General features: G+C 43.9%; 12 protein-coding genes. 5 read left to right on the forward strand and 7 right to left on the reverse strand.

Annotated features, from left to right (window positions below; translation table 11 throughout):
* The first annotated feature begins 109 nt into the window (after positions 1-109).
* Together D1Z90_RS21200 and D1Z90_RS21205 are read left to right on the forward strand one after the other, a co-directional pair.
* On the forward strand, positions 110-289 hold the full coding sequence (locus tag D1Z90_RS21200; protein ID WP_147378796.1) for a hypothetical protein: 180 nt from the start codon (positions 110-112) through the stop codon (positions 287-289).
* Between the two features lie 1,640 nt (positions 290-1,929).
* A complete protein-coding gene (locus D1Z90_RS21205) occupies positions 1,930-2,265 on the forward strand; it encodes a hypothetical protein (protein WP_147378797.1) in 336 nt (111 codons plus the stop codon).
* A 752-nt stretch (positions 2,266-3,017) separates the two neighbouring features.
* Here D1Z90_RS21205 and chrA read toward each other — a convergent pair.
* Positions 3,018-4,178, reverse strand: a complete 1,161-nt coding sequence (gene chrA, locus D1Z90_RS18935; protein WP_119912379.1) for a chromate efflux transporter — start codon at positions 4,176-4,178, stop codon at positions 3,018-3,020.
* A gap of 134 nt (positions 4,179-4,312) precedes the next feature.
* Positions 4,313-5,236: a S1/P1 nuclease gene (locus D1Z90_RS18940; protein WP_119912366.1), complete on the reverse strand. Its 924-nt coding sequence runs from the start codon at positions 5,234-5,236 to the stop codon at positions 4,313-4,315.
* A gap of 337 nt (positions 5,237-5,573) precedes the next feature.
* Between D1Z90_RS18940 and D1Z90_RS18945 the strand changes: the two genes are divergently transcribed.
* Together D1Z90_RS18945 and D1Z90_RS18950 are read left to right on the forward strand one after the other, a co-directional pair.
* Positions 5,574-6,653: a DUF3179 domain-containing (seleno)protein gene (locus tag D1Z90_RS18945; RefSeq protein ID WP_119912367.1), complete on the forward strand. Its 1,080-nt coding sequence runs from the start codon at positions 5,574-5,576 to the stop codon at positions 6,651-6,653.
* Between the two features lie 109 nt (positions 6,654-6,762).
* Positions 6,763-7,953, forward strand: coding sequence for a leucine-rich repeat-containing protein kinase family protein (locus tag D1Z90_RS18950; RefSeq protein ID WP_119912368.1), 1,191 nt, complete (start codon positions 6,763-6,765; stop codon positions 7,951-7,953).
* A gap of 578 nt (positions 7,954-8,531) precedes the next feature.
* On the opposite strand, the gene D1Z90_RS18955 is transcribed toward D1Z90_RS18950, so the two are convergent.
* The 4 genes from D1Z90_RS18955 to D1Z90_RS18970 all read right to left on the reverse strand — a co-directional run bounded on the left by D1Z90_RS18955 (position 8,532) and on the right by D1Z90_RS18970 (position 19,456).
* Positions 8,532-10,001, reverse strand: coding sequence for a glutamate synthase subunit beta (locus D1Z90_RS18955; protein WP_119912369.1), 1,470 nt, complete (start codon positions 9,999-10,001; stop codon positions 8,532-8,534).
* Positions 10,001-14,539 (reverse strand): glutamate synthase large subunit, encoded by a 4,539-nt coding sequence (gene gltB / locus D1Z90_RS18960; protein ID WP_119912370.1) that lies wholly within the window; start codon positions 14,537-14,539, stop codon positions 10,001-10,003. Before gltB ends, D1Z90_RS18955 begins: the two co-directional genes overlap by 1 nt.
* 485 nt (positions 14,540-15,024) lie before the next feature.
* Positions 15,025-18,933 carry an ATP-dependent RNA helicase HrpA gene (gene hrpA, locus D1Z90_RS18965; RefSeq protein WP_147378798.1) on the reverse strand — a complete coding sequence of 1,303 codons (3,909 nt, stop codon included), beginning with the start codon at positions 18,931-18,933 and terminating at the stop codon, positions 15,025-15,027.
* 106 nt (positions 18,934-19,039) lie between these two features.
* On the reverse strand, positions 19,040-19,456 hold the full coding sequence (locus D1Z90_RS18970; protein ID WP_119912371.1) for a CBS domain-containing protein: 417 nt from the start codon (positions 19,454-19,456) through the stop codon (positions 19,040-19,042).
* Positions 19,457-19,596: 140 nt separating this feature from the next.
* Here D1Z90_RS18970 and sbcB point away from each other — a divergent pair, with 140 nt between their 5' ends.
* The gene (gene sbcB / locus D1Z90_RS18975; protein WP_119912372.1) at positions 19,597-21,024 is read left to right on the forward strand and encodes an exodeoxyribonuclease I; all 1,428 of its coding nucleotides are present in this window, start codon (positions 19,597-19,599) and stop codon (positions 21,022-21,024) included.
* A gap of 51 nt (positions 21,025-21,075) precedes the next feature.
* Here the strand turns inward: sbcB and D1Z90_RS18980 are convergent, their stop codons facing one another.
* The gene (locus D1Z90_RS18980; protein ID WP_119912373.1) at positions 21,076-21,690 is read right to left on the reverse strand and encodes a riboflavin synthase subunit alpha; all 615 of its coding nucleotides are present in this window, start codon (positions 21,688-21,690) and stop codon (positions 21,076-21,078) included.
* Between the last annotated feature and the right edge of the window lie 8 nt (positions 21,691-21,698).

Here is a 21,698-nt window from a genome sequence, read left to right on the forward strand (position 1 = left end):
GACAAACGATACTTTCAGCGCCATTTGGTGATATAACGCCGTTTATCTGGGTCGGTATATATAACTGCGCATTATGTATATTATGTTAAATAGGGTTTATTTATAACAAATGACGTCTGGCCTAAACCCTTGCCCTGCGGCGCTGCGCACTAAGAACCTTACTCTCAAGGTTGAGTTTAAAGTTAGCCGTAACTCGGTGTCGGTATCTGCAATCAAATTCGTTGGCGAATACTCGGCGCATCTTCGAGACCGTTCGCCTTTTTCTGGTAATAGCCTGAGCGATCAATAACCGCATGCGATGTTTCTCTCGCTCCAGTGTTACTCGCTCAGTTTAACGAACGCCAACACTGCTTGAATAGTTTCATCTGAAAATTGAATAACGAAATGGTCTGCTTCTATGTGTCTTTGCGCTGCTTTTGAAGGGTTACAATGTTTTGATCTGTTACACCGTAAATTTCACCGCCATTAGGTTTACGCTCACGGGCTGAACGTGTGCAACATACGTAAAATTAGTGAGTAGCTCAATGTTCTCAAAGGTGGATCCACTCGTAAGCTTTAACAAGGCGCACTGGTCATAAGCGAATCTTCGAATCAAAGCTTAGGATTAGCGAACACCATCTAACTGATTGGCGTTGGAGATTGCGTATAAAACGCCAAGTGCAGCGATTAAGGCAATACAGATTGTTTTGTGCTGTGCTTTCATAAAGTACCTATTTTGTTTAGTGTGAAATTGCGTTTTAATACAGATGAATTTTAACATTAAGGTTTTGGCTAACTTCAATCATGCAAGGCTATAACTTAAGTTTAAAGTTGAAGAGAAATAAAGTTATCGAGAAAAAATATTGTTAAATTTAACAGTAAATATTCGACACCTTCAAACACTGCTACATAATTGATATACCTATAAGTCATCAAGTTTTATAAATAGAATTATTTATCTCAAAAAGAGATATAAAAATCATTTTTTAAGTAACTCAAATATTGCTATTGAGTCGTATAAAAGCATAGCGATTAAAGCTTTTCAAAATTTAAAATGAAGTGCAAAAATAATGAGTATGAACATAATGTTAGGCGTGACTTGTAGGTAAAGCCAGCTTCAGTAGTGCTTGAAACTGGCCAATACGCCCTAGTTGATAACAATTAGCACAGTGTCAGCTAGCGTCAGTCCACTGTTAAGGTCAACTATTGAAAGTATTAGTGTCGCACCAAGATATGTGAAGTAACTCTTGTTCATTTAATACCTCCAAATAAATAATTTCAAGATGCAATGAAAGTGGAAAATTAAAATACAGACTGCTGGAAATTGTCTATTAACGACCTCCATCATTGCGTTGCTCAATGCATTGATGGTTGGCATTAAAGCATACTTTTTTTAAAAATCATGCTTTATAGATCATGATAATCGTTCAAACTTTTCTAATAATATATTTATCACTATAACTTTATCTTTCGATACGTACCCAAGATAAGCTTCAAATTTATTCCTACCATGTTAGAGAACTATTTATTATCGTAGGTGGCATCATGTCGGTCAGTTCATTCACGGCAGCTAATAAAAATAATGGTTTTAGGTACTTCCTGACCACGTTGAAAAATACTATAGCGAAAAATGATAAACTTACGCCCTACCCGTATATTTTACCGTGATCCCCTTTGGCTTTGCCTACGGTTTCAAGATGCTCGGCCACTTACTCATAAACTGCATGTAATGGCTTGGTGTGTTTGCCATTCCCGTGTGACCAAACGAGTTACGAAAACAATTCAAAATCTTCTGCTTTAAAACCTTGGGCAATTTTAAAACTTGCTGCCAGAGCTAATTACTATGGGAAATGGTAAGTTTTTTACAAATATTAGATTTGACTAATACGACGGTGTTGGATAGTTTAATATCTTTTCGATCATGGAAGATGTATTTAATGAGAGTCTTTTATGTCCCAGTCTGTGTTTCTTACTCTATTTGAACCTTTCCTCTTTTTTATCTTCTTTTGTTACACCGGTCATTATTGCCACCATTATTTTAAACGTCGTCACAGCCTCGCCGTAACAAAACCCGATGACGGCTACGCCCATAACATGCAGCGTGAAAGTTATTATTGGTTGTGCGGTGGTTTAGGACTTTTTGGCATGTCTGGAGTGTATGTATATTCTGAATTAATCTCAAGCCGGCTTTATGCGGTGGTCGCCGTAAGCTACTGTGTGCTTTTTTTGCTGGCGTATTTATCAGTGAGAAAAATTCGCCAAACAGCACATTTTTCAGATTGCTAAGCGGCTTACATGTACACAAGTCGTTTTGGGGTCGCCAGCATCTAAGCTTATTAGCTCGTTCAGTAAGCAAACATGCTGGTGTTTAAGGTGTTAAACACTACTTTTAAATCTTTGATTCTGGCTAACAATGGCTATCGAGTAAAAATTGTCCGAATAATCGGCTTTTTTGACTAAATATCACTCAAACATCACCAAAATAACGCCCAGTAAAAAAATGTGACATTGGTCATTACGCGTCGCTACGTGAAATCTGAGGGAGTTATGTGTAACAATACACACTTACAGGAACGGGAAAATAGTAGCACCAGTATGTCAGCGGTAATGACTAAGCGTTAGTATTTTAAAACTACCTGATCAGTTTTCATAACCGAGCATGCGCCCTACTCGGCATTGATTTTTTTGCTCATGGCTATAACTTTTAAGCCCCTAATTTTTTGATGAAAACCTTTTGATAGACACCTTTTGACAAAAACCCGTGAGAGACGTTGGTCTAGCAAAGAGAGTGTTAAGTTACATAGGCGTTTATCTTTTTCGCGAAACTTAACGCACGGATGCGCAGTAATCAGCCAACGCCGGTTAAGGTTTGCATCGCCCTTCAGCGATAAATGCAGAGATAACAATACGCACTTATCGCTGCAGCAGGAACAACCAACCCCGCGTTGTGAATATTGCGCATGGCTTCAGGTTTGATGACATGGGCAGAATAATATTGCCTTAGCTGTGAGTAGCAAAATCAAACCGCTTTGTATTGTTTAGTGTAAACAAACCCCGGCGACAACGAAGGCAAAAACCAGTAGTAAGATAGGAGGCTTAAACATGCGTAACATGGCAAAGCCCAATAGAGCCAAAGCAAAGTCTTGCGCGCTCAATACTGCTGATACAAACACAGGTTGAAATAATGCGCTTATTAACAAGCCAACCACGGCGGCATTAATTCCCGCGGCCGCCCCCGCCACTTTGGGTTGACTGGCTAAGGATTCCCAACTTCGATAGAAAGCTATCAATAATAAAATGCCCGGTAAAAATATGGCTAAGGTTGCCGTCAATGCAGATAAAAAAGTTTGCTCACTCATTTGTGCGCCAAGGAAAGTTGCCAAAGTGAACATTGGCCCAGGTACTGCTTGCGCTGCAGCATAACCGGTTAGAAAATTGTCGGCGGATAAATTGTCTGCCACTATTTGTTGTAGTAATGGCAGAACAACATGGCCACCGCCAAAAACAAAACTACCTGCGTAATAAAAATCAGCAAAAATGGTCCCTAGTGGCCATTGATACAATAACGGCATTAATGCAAAAACACTGACAAAAGACACCAGTATTAATACGTGCAAGGTTGAAAAATGCTTGTGTTTTAAGTCTGTGGATTGTGGGTTGAGCGGGGCTGATTCAGTTTTACTCTGACTGATGATCATCCCTGTCGCGGCGGCAAACACCAGAAGTAAGAGTTGTAGCCATAAACTCGGAAAAACAAGTAACGCCACAGCGGTAACAACGGCAATGAGTTGGCTGCTTTTTCGCTGGCAAAAATTTTGAAACATACCTAATGTTGCATCTGCAACCACCACCACGGCGAGTAATTTTAAACCATGGATAATTCCAACTAACCAATGAGACTCAGTGTTCAGTGATGCGACAGATAAGCCATATAAAATAAGAAATGAAGGCAAGGTGAAACCTAAAAAAGCGGCAATGCCACCAAGGATACCCGCTTTTTTCATGCCGATTGCAAAGCCAACTTGGCTGGAGCCTGGACCTGGCAAAAACTGACTTAACGCAATTAATCGGGCGTACTCTTCGTCCCCAAGCCACGCCTTTTTATCAACAAAGGTGCGCTTAAAATATCCAATATGTGCGGCGGGGCCACCGAAACTAACACAACCTAATAGTAAAAATTGCCAGAATACAGCTGCAATTTGATTCACTTTAACACCTTTTTCGTCGTATTTCAGGCAGGATTACCTGTTGTAAACATACAAAAAAGGCATGACAGTATTGTTACAGCTACACCGTGTTTATATTTATTTAAGGTTTTAAATCAATTGGTTAGTTATTTCTTAGCTTGAAGCTCTTCAATTTTTATTGCTAATCGATAACCGGCTATGGCGATACGCTTTTGTGATATTCTCAGGCCAAGCCTTTTATATGCAGGACTTGGTGCGCTGTTTTCCAAACTGCTGTATATAAAGTCAGCCAACTTTATGTGCTCTTGAGACCAAGACTGCGGGGACCATTCTAAGTTGCGACTGCGTGACTGGGGGAAAAGAATTAATAATTTATCCGCATATTGTTTTACATCATCGGCATCATTAATGGTATTCATGCCACTATTCCAATAATGATATAAACTGGCATCAATTGGGCATTGCTGATTAGCATCAATATTTTCGAGGCAATAGTCTTTACCATTATTATCGGACACACATTGGCCATTCACCTCTTCAGTTTTGGTGAAGTTGTTTAATGGTTGGTGTAAATCTGCGGTTAAATGAGATAAATACGCGAGTGCCAACCCTTGCTCTGCAGGGGATTGCGCGGTGCGATAGACATTAGGCATTTCTTTAATGCCATCAAGCAAGGTGGTTTGTGTAGGTAATTCGCAACCATCGTCGTTCACCGAATGAGTCAAGGCATGCCAATCGTTTAAACTGACTTCCTTATACAGCTCTGCCCAAGATGGTACATTCTCAGCATAAAGCTCAAACACTTCACCGATACTGGTCAGCTTTTCCATCTCTGGGATCAGGGGAATCAACGCGAAATCACTGACGCCTTGGTATTTCTCTCTAATTTTTTGCAGCTCTTCGGTAGAAAAATGTGCCAAAGCAGCGCTGGCTTGAGTGTCTAATATTTGCTGGGTAGATGCGTTAACACTTTGATAAGCAATTTCATTAATGATGACGTGACTGGCGTCGTTCCAAGCGAACGCTTGAGAAGACAACAATAAGCCTGAAATAGCAACGAAGGCACGCATAACAAAGTCCTTTTAAAGATGAAGATGGATGAAAATTACACAGCGCAATATTCGAGCGTTAGTCTAACAATTACCCAGTTAAAAGCGATTAATTCCGAATAAAGCTTAAATCAAATTATTATCTCCATAAATATTCAACCCACTGAGATTTTTCTTTTAACAAATAATCATGGTCGAAATAAATAAATCAATGACTTCAGATTGTTATATTCACACCCCTGCCCTTTACTGTATTCATATGTCTCTCGTGGTATATCACTCATACCCTCTGAGGCATGTATTTATTTTTGACCAAACCTATAATTATTTTACCAACTAAGGGCAACAGAGGTGCTAAATGAAAAAAATACTATTTAACTTATACGCGGCGGTGTTGGCATTTGTTGCTATCTTTTGTGCAATTCTAATGACCGAGCCTGGCCAATCGCTAAATGTACCGAGAGATTGGGTGCTGGGCTATTACCGTTATGCTGGCATTTTTATTGCTATTCAGTCTGTGTTATTGATGGGCCTGTGGTTTTTGAGTGAAAAATGGGGCATGTGGAACCGCAAATTAATGGCGCTCTCTACCATTGGCGTGTGTTTCACTTTTTGGGCGTCGATGAATGCTATGCCAACGGCCTTTCCTACCGAACAATTTACCGCGCAATATATGCCTGTTGATAAGGCAGATAAATATATTCCAGAAGATGATCAACGCGTCTATGTGGTGGAGTTGAATAACGAAGTGCGAATTTTTCCCCGCTATCATGTGCAAGTGCCACATGTAGCAGGTTGGGAAAGTAATGATACCAATTACGCGGTCACTTTTTGCGGTCTGTCAAATCTGGCGATGGTGATAGAAACAGATTACGGCATGGGTGAAGCTGACTTACAAGTATTGGGCCAAGCCCATAACAATTTAATATTCAAAGATGTTAATAATGGTACGGCTATACAGCAAATTACCATGCAATCTGAATTTACTGACCATGCCACTAAGGTGCATCCCAACACCATGATGGACTGGCAAGAAGCGAAGGTGCGTTATCCCGATGCTGAAGTGTATATCTATGCAATGGATCGCTTTATTGACGGCATTTTACTCGACTTGTTTGAAGAGCCATTAAAAATGCAGCGTAGCAAAGGTGAGCGCTTTATTTTTCCAACCTTAGATTTAGCAGACAACAGAATGGAGTTTAAAACTGAGATATTCGGTTATGACAATGGTAAAGGACAGGTTGCGATCCACCCGGAGTTTGCACGCACTAACAATGGCTACCAGTTTAACCTGAAAGGTGAACAACTTGAAATTCAAACGGACGGTCAAGTCGTGAGGTTAGTGAGTGTTGATACGGGCGAACAAGTTGCAACCCATAACGGTGTGCACTTTGGTATTTGGTCTCAATTCTTTACCGATTCAGAAGTATTACAGTAAACCACCTCGGTATTTCATCAAAGCCTGCCCATTGCAGGCTTTTTTTGCGCCCTTTTTAGTCTCAAATGAAGTACACTACGCCCTTTTTTAGAATTAATTAGGCAATATTTTGCAGACGCTTTCCCAGTTACAACAAGGCCTGTTACGCGGCGCTAGCCAGTTGAAACTCTCAGAATCATTGACCGAGTTTCCGATGGAAATTCTCACTCTTGCAGACACTTTAGAGTTGCTTGATTTATCGGGTAATGAGTTGCGAGAATTGCCGCCAGAATTAGCCCAGTGCCGAAAATTAAAAATTCTATTTGCATCAAATAACCCATTTGAAAAGTTACCCCGTGTCTTAGGCCAATTACCTGAGCTAGAAATGGTTGGTTTTAAAAGCAATCTGATTAAGCATGTGCCTAGCGAGGCCTTGCCAAAAAAATTGCGGTGGTTAATTTTAACCGACAATCAAATAAGTGAACTGCCAGAATCCCTTGGCGAATGCCATAGATTACAAAAGCTTGCCCTAGCAGGAAATCAACTTACGAGCTTGCCAGCGTCTATGGCAAAGTTACAAAACCTAGAACTATTAAGAATATCAGCCAATAAGCTCAACGCATTTCCCGAGCAGTTACTCGCGTGTGATAAATTGGCTTGGTTTGCTTTTGCCGGGAACCCTTTTGGCGGAACTCACGCTTCAAAAGCAACGGTGCCTGTTATTCGCGCAACAGACTTCACTTTAGCTGAACAACTTGGACAAGGTGCATCGGGTGTAATTTCCCGTGGTCATTGGATCAATAAGCCGGATAATTTGCCCGATGACATTGCTGTAAAAGTATTTAAAGGTGAGATGACCAGTGACGGATACCCAAAAGATGAGTTAAAAGCTTGCTTACAGGCCGGGCGTCACCCAAATTTAGTTGCTTCGTTAGCGTTGGCAGATGAGCCGGATTATTTAGCATTGATAATGGAATTGATACCCGGTCACTTTAATAACTTAGGTTTACCGCCAAGCTTTGCAACGTGCACACGCGATACCTACGCCCAAGAGCAAGTCATTTCAGAAGATGCTGCTGAGAAGATAATTCAGCAAATGCACTGTGTGTTTAATCATTTACACGATAACAAGGTTTGCCACGGCGATTTATATGCCCACAACACCCTTTATGACGAGGCTGGTCATATTATCTTTGGTGATTTTGGCGCAGCGAGTACTTATGAAATGCTGCCGCAGCAACAGCAAGCAAAGATCAGAGAGATAGAACAAAGGGCCTTAGCCATCTTTTGTGAAGAAATACGCGCATTAGTCAATAATTAGCATATTGCCAAGAGTAAATCATAGATCCAGGCTGTTGAACTTCAGCCTTTTTCCTCCAAGGCTACTCCAGCAGATCATCGGGCATCCCGAGTTTAACTTGCACTTCTGCATTCCATATTTACGTTGAAACACCGATATATAAAAGCCTGTTGTGGATTTTAAAATTTGACAGTGGAACCCACATGCCTCTTACAACTGGACAAAGCGCAAGTAAATTGCGTTCTGATTACAGTGTGCCTTGATACGTTCTCATGCCCTTTTAAATTCAAAGGCTTGTTACTTGGTCAGCTATTTTAACTCAAGCCAATTTGCTTAAACCAACGTGTCGCTTGTTAACCGAGTGACTGCTTAGTTTGAGAGTTGGCGCCGCAATCTAGAGTGCTGAGTTTACTGTGGTTTAAGTCAAAACTGAGAAAATAGTAACCGATTTGGCATAAGCGGGTATTTACGTCATGGGCGAGAATGGTGCAAACGGGGGAATGAAAGCTTATCAATCAGACGCTTTTATTAAATGACGATACAAAAAAGCCAGTCCCTTCGGACTGGCAAAATTGGAAGTTTGACTCAAGTATTATTGTTTACGCAGAAAGCATCAGTGAGTCAGCTTTAGCTTCTAAGTTTGAGCCGCCCATTAGGAAGGCATCAATTGCGCGTGCACTTTCACGGCCTTCGTTGATACAACGTACCACCAAAGACTGACCTGTGCGCATATCGCCTGCAGCGAATACACCAGGTTGATTTGTTTGGAAATCGTTAGTTGATACGTTACCGCGATCATCCAATTCGATTTCAAGCTGGGCCAGTACACCTGTTGGCTCTGGGTGTAAGAAACCCATTGCCAAAAACGCTTTAGTACAAGGAATTGAACGCACAGAGCCTTCAATTTCTTTAAAGCCAGGGCGCTCGCCAGGTTTCGCTTCTTCCCATTCGATGTCAGCGATTACCAGCTCTTTTACGTTACCTTCGTCGTCGCCAATGAACTCTTTGGTCAAGATAGACCATTTACGATCCACACCTTCTTCATGAGAAGTGGTCGTTTTTAGGATCATTGGGTAAGAAGGCCAAGGCATGTTCTCAGTACGCTTCTCTGGCGGAATTGGCATGATCTCAACTTGCGTGATGCTTGCAGCGCCGTGACGGTTAGAAGTACCCACACAGTCAGAGCCAGTATCACCACCACCGATAACAACAACGTGGTCATCTTTTGCGTGAATTTCTTCCGCTTTAAGATCCATGTTGTTAGCGCGGCGGTTGTTTTGACCAAGGAATTCCATGGCGAAATGTACACCTTTCAGCTCACGACCTGGGATTGGCAAATCACGTGGCACCGTAGAGCCACCCGTTAGCAATACTACATCGTGTTCAGCGCGCAATGTTTTAGCATCAACGCTTACACCAATATGGGCGTTCACTTCAAAACGTACGCCTGCTTCACGCATCAGGTCAATCTTACGATCAATCACTTCCATGCTTAGTTTGAAGTCAGGAATACCAAAACGTAACAGACCACCTACTTTCTCGTCACGCTCGTAAACAGTCACAGTGTGACCTGCGCTGTTTAGCTGCTCAGCAGCGGCCAGGCCCGCAGGGCCTGAACCAACGATGGCAATTTTCTTGCCTGTACGAGACGTTGGGATTTTAGGCTGTGCGTAGCCTTTCGCGTAAGCGGTCTCAACGATGTTTTTCTCGATGTTACAGATAGTGATTGGGTCTTGGTTAATACCCAATACACAAGAGCTTTCACAAGGAGCCGGACACACACGACCTGTAAATTCAGGGAAGTTATTGGTTGAGCTCAGAATGTTCCAAGCTTCTTCCCAGCTGTCACGGTAAACCGCGTCATTGAATTCAGGAATAATGTTGCCGATTGGACAACCGTTATGACAAAACGGTACACCACAATCCATACAGCGTGACGCTTGAGTATTGATTTTGTCACCAAACTCTTCGTCTTTAACAAATTCTTTGTTATTTTGAAGGCGCTCTTCTACCGGCAGTTTACCCGGCAGTTCACGTCCATGCTCTAGAAATCCAGTTGGCTTACCCATTATACGGCCTCCGCTTCTTTCTGCTCTGCTTCCGCTTTTCTACGTAGTAAAACGGTTTTGTAGTCCCTTGGCATTACTTTAACAACTTGCTTAAGGTTGTTATCAAAATCACTTAAGAACTGCTCAGCGACCGCTGAACCAGTTAGATTCTTCTGCTTAGTGATCATGTCTTTTAGTAATGCGATATCTTCAGCTTCCAATGGATCAAGGTCAACCAGCTCATCGTTCAGTTTTGACTCAAAGCTGCCGTCTTTGTTCCATACGTACGCGACACCGCCACTCATACCTGCGGCGAAGTTACGACCTGTGCTACCTAGGATAACCGCGATGCCGCCAGTCATGTATTCACAACCGTGGTCACCGATACCTTCAACAACAACACGCGCACCAGAGTTACGTACACAGAAACGCTCACCCGCCATACCACGGATGTAAGACTCACCTGACGTTGCACCGTAGAAACACACGTTACCTACCACGATGTTTTCTTCAGCTACAATGTCAGACTTAGCGTCAGGGTATAGTACCAGCGTACCGCCAGATAGACCTTTACCCCAGTAATCGTTCGCGTCGCCTTCAACTTCGAATGTCACACCTTTAGCAAGGAACGCACCCAATGATTGACCCGCGCTGCCCTTGAACTTGACGTTCATTGGCTGAGGTAGACCTTTGTCTTTGTAAACTTTAGAAATTTCGTTCGACAACATAGTACCACACGAGCGGTCTGTGTTGATGATGTCAAATTCTGCGCTAACAGCTTTACCTTCGGTAAGTGCCGGCTGCGCTGCTTCAATCAGTTTACGGTCAAGTACGTTTTCAAGACCGTGGTCTTGAGCGCGTTGACGGTATAGGCCATCTTCTTCACGTGCAAATTCTTTGTGTAGAACCACGCTAAGATCAAGGTTTTTGTATTTCCAGTGGCTTACGTCATCACGTACTTTCAAGATTTGCGATTGGCCAACCATTTCTTCAATGCTCTTGAAGCCTAGTTCAGCCATGATTTCACGCAGACCTTGCACCATGTATTCAAAGAACGTCACAACGTCTTCTACACGGCCGTCAAAGCGCTCACGCAATGTTTTGTTTTGCGTAGCAATACCCACAGGACAGGTGTTCAAGTGACACTTACGCATCATGATACAACCTTCAACCACCAAGGCTGCGGTTGCAACACCCCACTCTTCTGCACCCAATAGCGTCGCAATGGCTAAATCGCGTGGCGTTTTCATCTGGCCATCAGCTTGCACTACGATACGGTTACGTAAACCATTTTTCAGTAGCGTTTGGTGTGTTTCAGCTAGACCCAGTTCCCACGGCAAACCCGTGTGACGGATAGATGAAATAGGTGATGCACCTGTACCACCGTCGTAACCGGCAATCAGTACCACGTCAGCTTTTGCTTTAGCAACACCTGAAGCGATAGTACCTACACCTGCTTCTGATACCAGTTTCACGTTAACACGGCCGTTGCGGTTAGCGTTTTTCAGATCGTAGATAAGCTGGGCTAAATCTTCGATTGAGTAGATATCGTGATGCGGCGGAGGTGAAATTAGACCTACACCTGGCGTTGAGTGACGAGTCGCACCAATCCAGTCATCTACTTTGTGACCTGGTAGCTGACCACCTTCACCCGGCTTAGCACCCTGCGCCATCTTGATCTGGATTTCATCACAGTTAGATAGGTAGTAAGACGTTACACCGAAACGACCTGATGCTACCTGTTTGATAGCAGAACGTTCCCAATCGCCATTCGCTTTTGGCTCAAAACGTACTGGGTCTTCACCACCCTCACCTGAGTTCGATTTAGCACCGATACGGTTCATGGCAATCGCTAAGGTAGAGTGCGCTTCGTGTGAGATAGAACCAAATGACATCGCACCCGTTGCGAAACGCTTAAGGATGTTGGCTGCCGGCTCTACTTCGTCAATTGAAATAGCTTGTGTCTTTTCTGCGTTGAAAACGAACTGGCTACGTAGCGTTACCGCGTCGTCACCTTGTTTGTTCACTGCGTCAGCATATTGTTGGAACATACCGTAATCGCGGTCACGGGTAGATTGTTGCAACAAAGAAATCGTTTCTGGGTTAAATAAGTGCTTCTCACCACGTTGTTTCCACTGGTAAACACCACCCACGTCTAGCATTTTCACTGGAATATCACGCAGTGGGTATGCAAAACGGTGACGTACTAAGGTTTCATTGGCGATATCGTCAATCGAGAGACCTTGAATACGCGTTACTGTGCCAGTGAAGTACTTATCTACCACAGCTTTACTTACACCAAGTGCTTCAAAGATTTGCGCACCGTGGTAAGACTGAACCGTAGAAATACCCATTTTCGAGAAGATCTTCAGTAGACCTTTATCAACCGCTTTACGCAGGTTGTCGAATAAAGAATCAGCGGTAACGGTTGGATCAAGCTTCTTACGCTCTTGCAGAGAAACAATCGTCTCTAGAATCAAGTAAGGGTTGATGGCGTTAGCACCGTAACCAATTAAGGTTGCAAAGTGATGCGTTTCACGTGCGTCACCGGTTTCAACAACGATGTCAGCTTTGGCGCGAAGACCGTTGCGAATAAGGTGGTGGTGCACAGCGCCAGTGATCAGCATTGCTGGGATCGCGGCGTGGTCCGAGTTCGCGTTGCGGTCGGACAAGATAATGATAGAGTACCCTTCTTCTACTGCATCTTGTGCGTAACGACATACTTTGTTTATCGCTTTTTCTAGTGAACCCGCTTCACCGTTCGCAGTGAACAGAATATCTAACGTCTTAGCTTGTAAGTGCTTGTGGTCAACCGCGCGAATTTTTTCTAACTGCTCGTTAGAGATAACCGGCGACTCAAGCTCAATTTTATGACAATGCTCAGGCGTTTCTGCAAGCAAGTTCTGATCTTTACCTAGGTATGTCTTAAGCGACATAACCATACGCTCACGAATCGGATCGATTGGCGGGTTGGTTACCTGAGCAAATAACTGCTTGAAGTAATGAGAAAGATGCTGTGATTGGTGAGACAGTACCGCTAACGGCCAGTCAGCACCCATTGCGCCAAGAGGTTCACCGCCGGTGCCCGCCATGGTTACAATGATTTCATTCAGTTCTTCTGACGTTAGACCAAACGCTTGCTGCTTGTGTAACAAGGCTTCGTCTGTTGGTTGTGCGTGCTTGTTTGAAGCCGCAGGCAACGTATCAAGCTCAAGCAGATTGTCTTTAATCCACTGCGGGTATGGCTGTGCGTTAGCAATGCCGTCTTTTACTTCATCGTCAGAGATGATGCGACCTTGTTCTAGGTCAGCAACGAAGATACGACCAGGCTGTAAACGGCCACGGTATTCAACGTTTTCAGGTTTAATTTCTACTACACCTGACTCAGATGCCATGACGAGGAAGTCGTCTTTCGTTACTGTGTAACGAGAAGGACGAAGACCGTTTCGGTCAAGGGTTGCACCTACTTGTACACCGTCGGTGAAACAGACTGATGCTGGGCCATCCCATGGTTCCATGATATTAGCGTGATACTGATAGAAAGCACGACGCGCAGGATCCATGTTTTTGTTTTCTTGCCAAGCTTCAGGAATCATCATCATCAATGCATGTGGCAGGCTACGACCTGACAATACGATTAATTCTAACGCCATGTCGAAGTTTGATGAATCTGAAGAGCCATCTTGACAGATTGGCAATAACATCTCGATTTCTTCTTGAGTGAATAAATCCGATTCTAGGATTGCTTCACGCGCTTTCATCCAGTTAATGTTACCGCGAACAGTGTTGATTTCACCGTTGTGAGCGATGTAACGGAATGGTTGCGCCAAACGCCATCTTGGGAAAGTATTCGTTGAAAAACGAGAGTGAACCAAAGCAAGGGCTGTTACCATGCTTGGGTCTTGTAAATCTAGGAAGTACTGAGGTACTTGCTCGGTCGTTAACTGACCTTTGTATACGATTGTTTTGTATGAGAATGAGTTAATGTAGAAGTTATCTTCAATACCAGAAACTGATTCTAAACAGATGCGTACAGTATAGTTACGAAGCACGTACAGCTTACGTTCTAGCACTGCTGGGTCACAATCGTCACCGCCAGTAATGAAAACGTGTTCAAACTGTGGCTCGGTGCTAAGAGGATCTGCGCCTAACATAGAGTTGTCTGTTGGCAGAACACGGTAGCCGATAACCGATAGGCCTAAACGCTTGGCGTTACGCTCTAGGATTTCACGACACTGTTCACGTTGGTTTTCGTCTTGTGGGAATAAGACAACACCCGTACCGTATTTGTCAAAAGCAGGAAGGGTAATACCTTCTTTCTGTGCTTTTTCTACCAAAAATTCGTGCGGCTTTTGCAGTAAGATACCTGCGCCGTCACCACTACATGGATCACAACCTTGACCGCCACGGTGCTCCATACGAGCTAGCATATCAAGTGCTTGAGTGATTACTTCATGTGATTTGCGATTTTTAAGATGAGCAACGAATCCGATACCACAGGCATCATGTTCCATTTCAGGCACATATAGACCTTGTGCGCTCTCTATTCTATTTGTCATAGACACGTCCTTCCAATTAAACAGGCAAAAGCCAACCTAGGTGGCTGTTACCCAAGCTTTTTTGTATTGAAATTGTTACACCTACTTACTTCTATCAAACTTGCGTTTGGATTTCGGTGTGAATTCCTAAAATTTATCCGCTAAGTGACAAAAGCTCACCGCGCTAAATTAAAACTCCGTTGTTTTGTCTTATCTAGACTCTATACAGCGGTTAGTTAAGGATGGGATATACATCACTTCTAATATTATTCTTATTTAATTAAATCTTAACCAAAGGGGTCAAAATTCTTCGCTATCCTACAATTTTAGCCGTCTAAAAGCCAACAAAATGTGGTTAAGAGAGATAAAAAAACTATGATATTTTACATATATCCTCACTTCTTGTGAATATAAATTCACATCAGGAAAAATATTGTTTACATATCAATAACTTATAAAGCATAGACTAAAGTCGTACTCAGTATGAGTGACGACTTAATCATCAACTATCTCATTTCTTCTTTAATTTCATTTACTAAGTGCTTGACCCTTTTTGCTGAAACAGGCACCGATGTGCCTAATTGTTGTGCAAAAAGAGACACTCGCAACTCTTCTAACATCCAACGAAGTTGAGTCACTTTCTCAGGCTTTGGTTGATTATCAGGCAGTTGTTTTAAAATAGCTTGATAACTTTGCTGTAACTCTTCCATAACGAGGGTGTGCTGGCGGTCCTTGCTCGGGTCAATGGGTAGCTTTTCAAGGCGACGCTCAACCGCTTTAAGATAACGCTCCACGTTCGCTAACTTGTCATAGCCAATGTCAGCCACAAATTGAGGGTAGACTAACCCAGCTACTTGGGACTTAATGTCGCCATGGGCCATGATCCTGTCTAAGCTCACTTTGCCTTTTAGTTGCTTATTCACTTTGTTCGCCGCGGTTAACACTTTCTCCACCGCAGTGGCAACCGATAACGTAGCGTCGTTTAAATTCTCACGGATATAGTCTCTGGCTTTAGCAAAAGCCGCTTCATCTCTTGGCATCGGCTGCTCTGCCATCAACTGATCCACCGCGGCGGCAATACAATCGTCGATTAAGTCATTCACCTTGCCAAACGGGGTAAAATACATGGCTAATTTGGCTTTGTTTGGCAATGATTTTTGTAGGTATTTGATGGGTGATGGCACATTCAGTAGCAATAAACGTCGAATGCCGACTTGGCTGGCCGCTTGGGCGCGCGCTGGGCTATCAAACAGTTCAATGGCCACGGACTTACGCTTATCCACCAATGCTGGGAACGCTTTAACTTCGTAGCCACCGTGATCTTTTACAAACTCTTGCTCGAGTTTGCCAAAGTCCCATTCGATAATGTCGGTTTTTTCGATGCCTTTATCGGCCACGGTGGACAGCGCCGCCTGCACTTCCCCTTGCAGCGATTGTTGTAAAGCCGAAAAGTCTTTGCTGTGTTGCAACACTTTGCCTTCTTTATTCACAACCTTGAACTTCATTTTCAGGTGTTCAGGCAATAGGGATAAGTCCCACGCGTCTGGCTCAACTTTGGTGCCTGTCATGCGCAACAATTGTTTACTTAAGGCATCAATTAAGCGGCCGTCTTGCGGCGACATATTTTCCAGGGCTGCTTGTGCGTAGTTAGGCGCAGGTACAAAATTGCGGCGTAAGGTTTTTGGCAGTGATTTAATCAAGCTGATCACAAGCTCTTCTCGTAAAGCGGGAATCAACCAATCAAATTCAACGTCTTGCAACTGGTTGATGATGGCGAGCGGAATGGTTAGCGTAATGCCATCGTCACTGCTACCAGGCTCAAAATTGTAACTCAGGCCTAAGGTAAAGCCGGCTTGCTGCCAAGTGTCTGGATAGGCGTGTTCGGTCACAGTATCTGCGCCGTGCGCCATCATTTGTTCACGTTCAAAGTTTAAAAATTCTGGCTGTTTCTTGCTCAGCTTTTGCCACCATGTGGTGAAATGCTTGGCAGAAACAATTGATTCGGGCAACTTTTGCTCATAAAAATCAAATAAGATTTGATCGTCCACCAAAATATCGCGGCGACGGGACTTGTGCTCAAGCTCTTCTATGTCTTGGCGCAGCGCTTGATTTTGCTTAAAAAACGCAAATTTAGTGTCAAACTCCCCTTCTACTAAGGCGCTACGGATAAATAGCTCACGACATACCTTGGGGTCGATGTCGGAATACAAGACTTTGCGTTTTTGAACGATTGGCAATCCGTACAACATTTGCTGCTCAAGGGCATACACAGCCCCTTGTTTTTTAGACCAATGAGGTTCGCTATAACTGCGTTTCACTAAATGCTGCGCTAATGGCTCTATCCATTCCGGTTTAACCCTGGCACCAATGCGACCAAATAGCTTACTGGTTTCAACCAGCTCTGCCACCATTAACCATTTTGGCTGTTTTTTAAAGATGCCTGAGCCTGGGAATAACCAAAACTTGGCATTACGGGCCCCAAGATAGTCTTGGTCTTTATCTTTCATTCCCAAGTGGGACAGCATGCCGGCAATCAAGGCTTTGTGGATATCGTCGTAATGAGCCACTTGGTCATTAATCTTGATGTCGAGCTCTTTAATAACCTGTTTAATTTGGCTGTAGATATCTTGCCATTCACGCACCCGCATATACGCTAAAAATTCGCGCTTACACATTTTGCTAAACTGGCCACCAGAAAGCGCTTGTTGTTGCTCTTTGATATAGTTCCAAAGGTTGAGAAAGCCAATAAAATCAGAGTCTTTATCATGAAAGCGTTGGTGCTTTTCATCGGACGCTTGTTGTTTTTCTAACGGTCGTTCACGGGGATCTTGAATACTCAGGGCTGCAGAAATGACCATGACCTCGTTGACACAATTGTAGTCTTGAGCTGCAATAATCATGCGCGCCAGTCTTGGATCAACGGGTAATTTGGCTAATTGCTGACCGACGCTGGTTAATTGCTTACGAGGGTCTTTCTCTTGTACATTGATGGCCCCTAACTCTTGCAATAACGTCACGCCATCGTTGATATTTCGCTGATCCGGCGCTTGCACAAACGGGAAGCGCTGTATTTCACCAAAGCCTAACGATAGCATCTGCAAGATAACCGACGCCAAGTTAGTACGAATAATTTCTGGATCGGTAAACTCGCTGCGCGATTCAAAGTCTTCTTCGCTGTAAAGCCGAATACAAATACCTTCGCTGACACGACCACAACGTCCTTTGCGTTGGTTGGCACTGGCCTGCGAGATTGACTCAATTGGCAGGCGTTGTACCTTAGTGCGATAACTGTAGCGACTGATTCGCGCCGTGCCCGGGTCAATCACGTATTTTATGCCTGGCACAGTTAGCGAGGTTTCAGCTACGTTAGTCGATAAAATAATGCGGCGACCACTGTGGGCACTGAAAATCTTGTTTTGGTCGGCGGCGCTTAGTCTGGCGTACAGCGGTAAGATTTCTGTGTGTCTAAATTGGCGCTTCTCTAACGCGTATGCGGTGTCTCGAATTTCCCGCTCGCCGTTTAAAAACACCAATATATCGCCATTGCTTTCGCGGCCTAATTCCTCAACGGCTTCAATAATACCGTCGATTTGGTCTTGATTGCTAACCTCGTCGAGTGGGCGATAGCGCACTTCTACCGGATAAGTACGACCAGAAACTTCGATCACAGGGGCGTTGTTAAAATGCTTTGAAAAACGCTCTGGATCTATGGTCGCTGACGTAATAATAACTTTAAGATCAGGTCGTTTAGGCAATAAACGTTTTAAGTAACCTAATATAAAGTCAATGTTTAAGCTGCGTTCGTGGGCTTCATCAATAATGATGGTGTCGTACTGATTGAGAAACCTATCGTGTTGAATTTCAGCCAGTAAAATACCGTCGGTCATCAACTTTATATAAGTTTCATCGCTCACTTGATCGGTAAATCGTACTCGGTAACCCACTGTTTTCCCAGGCTCAGAGCCAAGCTCTTCTGCAATCCGGTTCGACACGCTGCGAGCAGCAAGACGTCTTGGCTGCGTATGGCCAATCAAGCCTTCAACACCACGCCCTAACTCTAAACATATTTTAGGTATTTGCGTGGTTTTACCTGAGCCTGTTTCACCGGCAATGATCACGACTTGGTTATCAAAAATGGCTTGAGCGATTTCGTCACGTTTTTGAGTAACAGGTAACGCGGCCGGGTAATCTACCTTAGGTAGATGTTGCAATCGCCACTGTCGGTTTTGTTGCGACTGAGTAACTTCTTTGGCGATTTTTTGCAGAATATTCACCGTGCTTTGATTTGGCGTTTTACGGCAAGCCCCTTCAATGCGACGCTTAAACCTAAATTGGTCTTTGCTCATGCATGAGTTGAGTTGTTTTTTAAGGTCAGTCGATAAATCAGCGACTTGCTGGCGTATTGCGTCTGTCAAAACAGGTTTCCTTCCACTATCTAGTGGCGGCAATGCTAGCAGAAATGTTTTTGCGGATAAATAAAAAGGGCCGCAGCCCTTTAATTAAGCTATTTGACGGGCGTGACTATGCACTTTTGCTGAAGCATGAAGACAGATGTGCATTAATCGCGGTTAATACGTCACGTCGCGTAATAATGCCAACCAAGCGTTTGTCTTCCACTACCGGGTAAGCTTTTGGTTTAGCTTGGAGCATTTGTTGGCCTAGCTCCAAAATACTGGCGCTTTCATTAATAGATAACACGTCAGTACGCATTATGTCTTCTACCAATGCCGCGCTTTCACAGTGATAACTGGATTCTATCATTTTGTGTAAGCAGTCTTGCTCTGAAATCCAGCCAATCACGTGCTTGTTCGCGTCGAGTACCGGACCGCCGATTTGGTTTGAGCGCAGTAATTTTTCTACGGCCTCTGCCACTGGGCTGTCTGGTTTAAAGGAAACCGGTCTTTTGTTCATGTAACTGGCGACGGTTAAAGATTGCATAAGCACCTCCTGTGTCTGTTTCTTTTATCTTAGACCTATCAATACGTTTCTAGCTACTGATTTAGCCCACATTTAACAAAAAAAGTGCAGAACTGTTAGCATCAGGTATGATGACAAAAATTTTTGCTCCAGGAAATCTCATGCATAGCGATGCACCAACCTTACTTTGGCATGATTATGAAGCGTTTGGGCTGAGCCCGAGTTTAGATAGGCCATCACAATTTGCGGCCATTCGCACCGACCTAGCACTCAATGAGATCGGTGAGCCAATGGAATGGTTTTGCCGCCCACCCAGTGATTATTTGCCTCAACCTCAAGCGTGTTTGATCACCGGCATTACGCCACAATATGCCCATAAAAAAGGTTACTCAGAAGCCGATTTCATTGCTCGAATTCATCAGCAAATGAGCCAATCCAACACCTGTGTTGTGGGTTATAACAGCATTCGATTTGACGATGAAGTGACCCGAAATTGTTTGTACCGTAATTTTTACGACCCGTACGAACGAGAATGGCGCAACGGAAATTCGCGTTGGGACATTATCGACATGGTGCGAGCCTGTTATGCACTGCGCCCTGAAGGCATAGAATGGGTAATTGATGAAGAGACAGGCGTGCCATCGTTTCGATTAGAATTATTAACTCAAGCTAATGGCATTAGCCATGACAGTGCCCATGACGCCGTCTCTGATGTGCGTGCCACTATCGCCATGGCGAAATTAATTAAAGAAAAGCAGCCCAAGCTATACGATTACTTATTTCGAATACGCGATAAAAAACAAGTGCAAGAAATGGTCAATCAAGCACTGAGCAAACGTGCCCCTTTGGTTCATATCTCTGGCATGTTTCCCGCATTACAGGGTTGCGCGTCTTACATTGCCCCTGTTGCTTGGCATCCCAGTAACAAAAATGCTGTGATAGTGTTGGACCTTAACAAGGACTTGCGTTGTTTGGCGGATTACTCGGTAGAACAAATCCGCCAATATTTGTATGCCAAATCGGCCGAGTTACCTGAGGGCGTGGTAAGGCCACCGCTAAAGTTGGTGCACATAAACAAATGCCCCGTGGTGGCAACGGCCAAAACGTTAACAGAAATCAGAGCCGATGAGCTGGGCATTAACCGCCAGCAGTGCCGAGAGTCTCTTAACTGGTTAATGCAGCACCCCGACATAAAAGATAAACTGCTTGAGGTGTACCAGCAAGAGCACGGCCCATCGAGCAGCGCGAACCCAGATACCATGATCTACAGCGGCGGCTTTTTCTCCCAAGCTGACAAAAATCTGATGCAAGACATTCGCAATCTACAACCCGAACAATTGGCGCAGCGAGATTTTGATTTTCAAGACTCACGACTGGCAGAGATGCTGTTTCGTTATCGCGCCAGAAATTTCACCGAAACCTTGGATGAAGCAGAATTACAGCGCTGGCAACATCACTGCAAAGCCTACTTTGATGAACTAGGCCCTGGCTTTATTGCGGAACTTGAAGCTCTCGCGATTGAGCATCAGCAGAACGAGCAAAAGCTGAAAATTATTCAAGCCCTTTACGATTACGCCGCTTCGCTGTAATGAGGATGTAAGCCAACATTATTGTGTTGGCTTATGCCATTGCCGACAAGGCTAAGCTTGGTGTTGCTGAGCCAGCACCCGTTCTACCGTTGTCACTATGGCTTGCGTTTGTGGATCTATTTCCATGTTGAGTTTATCCCCAAGCTTTTTTTGACCTAGCGTGGTGGCTTGTAACGTTTCGGGAATAAGATGCACCCAGAAATCCTGCGCCGAGACTTCACCGACAGTCAGGCTGATACCGTCTACCGCGATAAACCCTTTTGGTAAAATAAATTTATGCCATTGTGCATCAAACGCTAAGCGCATTGCCGTGTTGTTGGGGTTTTGTTTGATTTCGACCAATTCCATCATGGCATGGATGTGACCTGAGGTGACGTGACCGCCAATTTCATCGCCATACTTGGCAGCACGTTCAATATTGACACTATCCCCTATTTTTAACTCACCCAAGTTAGTTAATCTTAACGTTTCTTCCATCACGTCAAAATAAACATTATAATTATCCTGCTTGGTGACGGTTAGGCAGGTGCCATTATTGGCGATACTGGCTCCTATAGTGATTTCTTTTGTTAGCTGTTCTGGTAACTGGATCACTATGCTGTGTAACCCCTGCTTCTTGTCTATTTCGACAACCCGCCCTATTCCTTGCACGATTCCGGTGAACATATCTGTTC

The sequence above is a fragment of the Motilimonas pumila genome, assembly GCF_003596335.1.
Lineage (GTDB): Bacteria > Pseudomonadota > Gammaproteobacteria > Enterobacterales > CBDFNC01 > Motilimonas > Motilimonas pumila.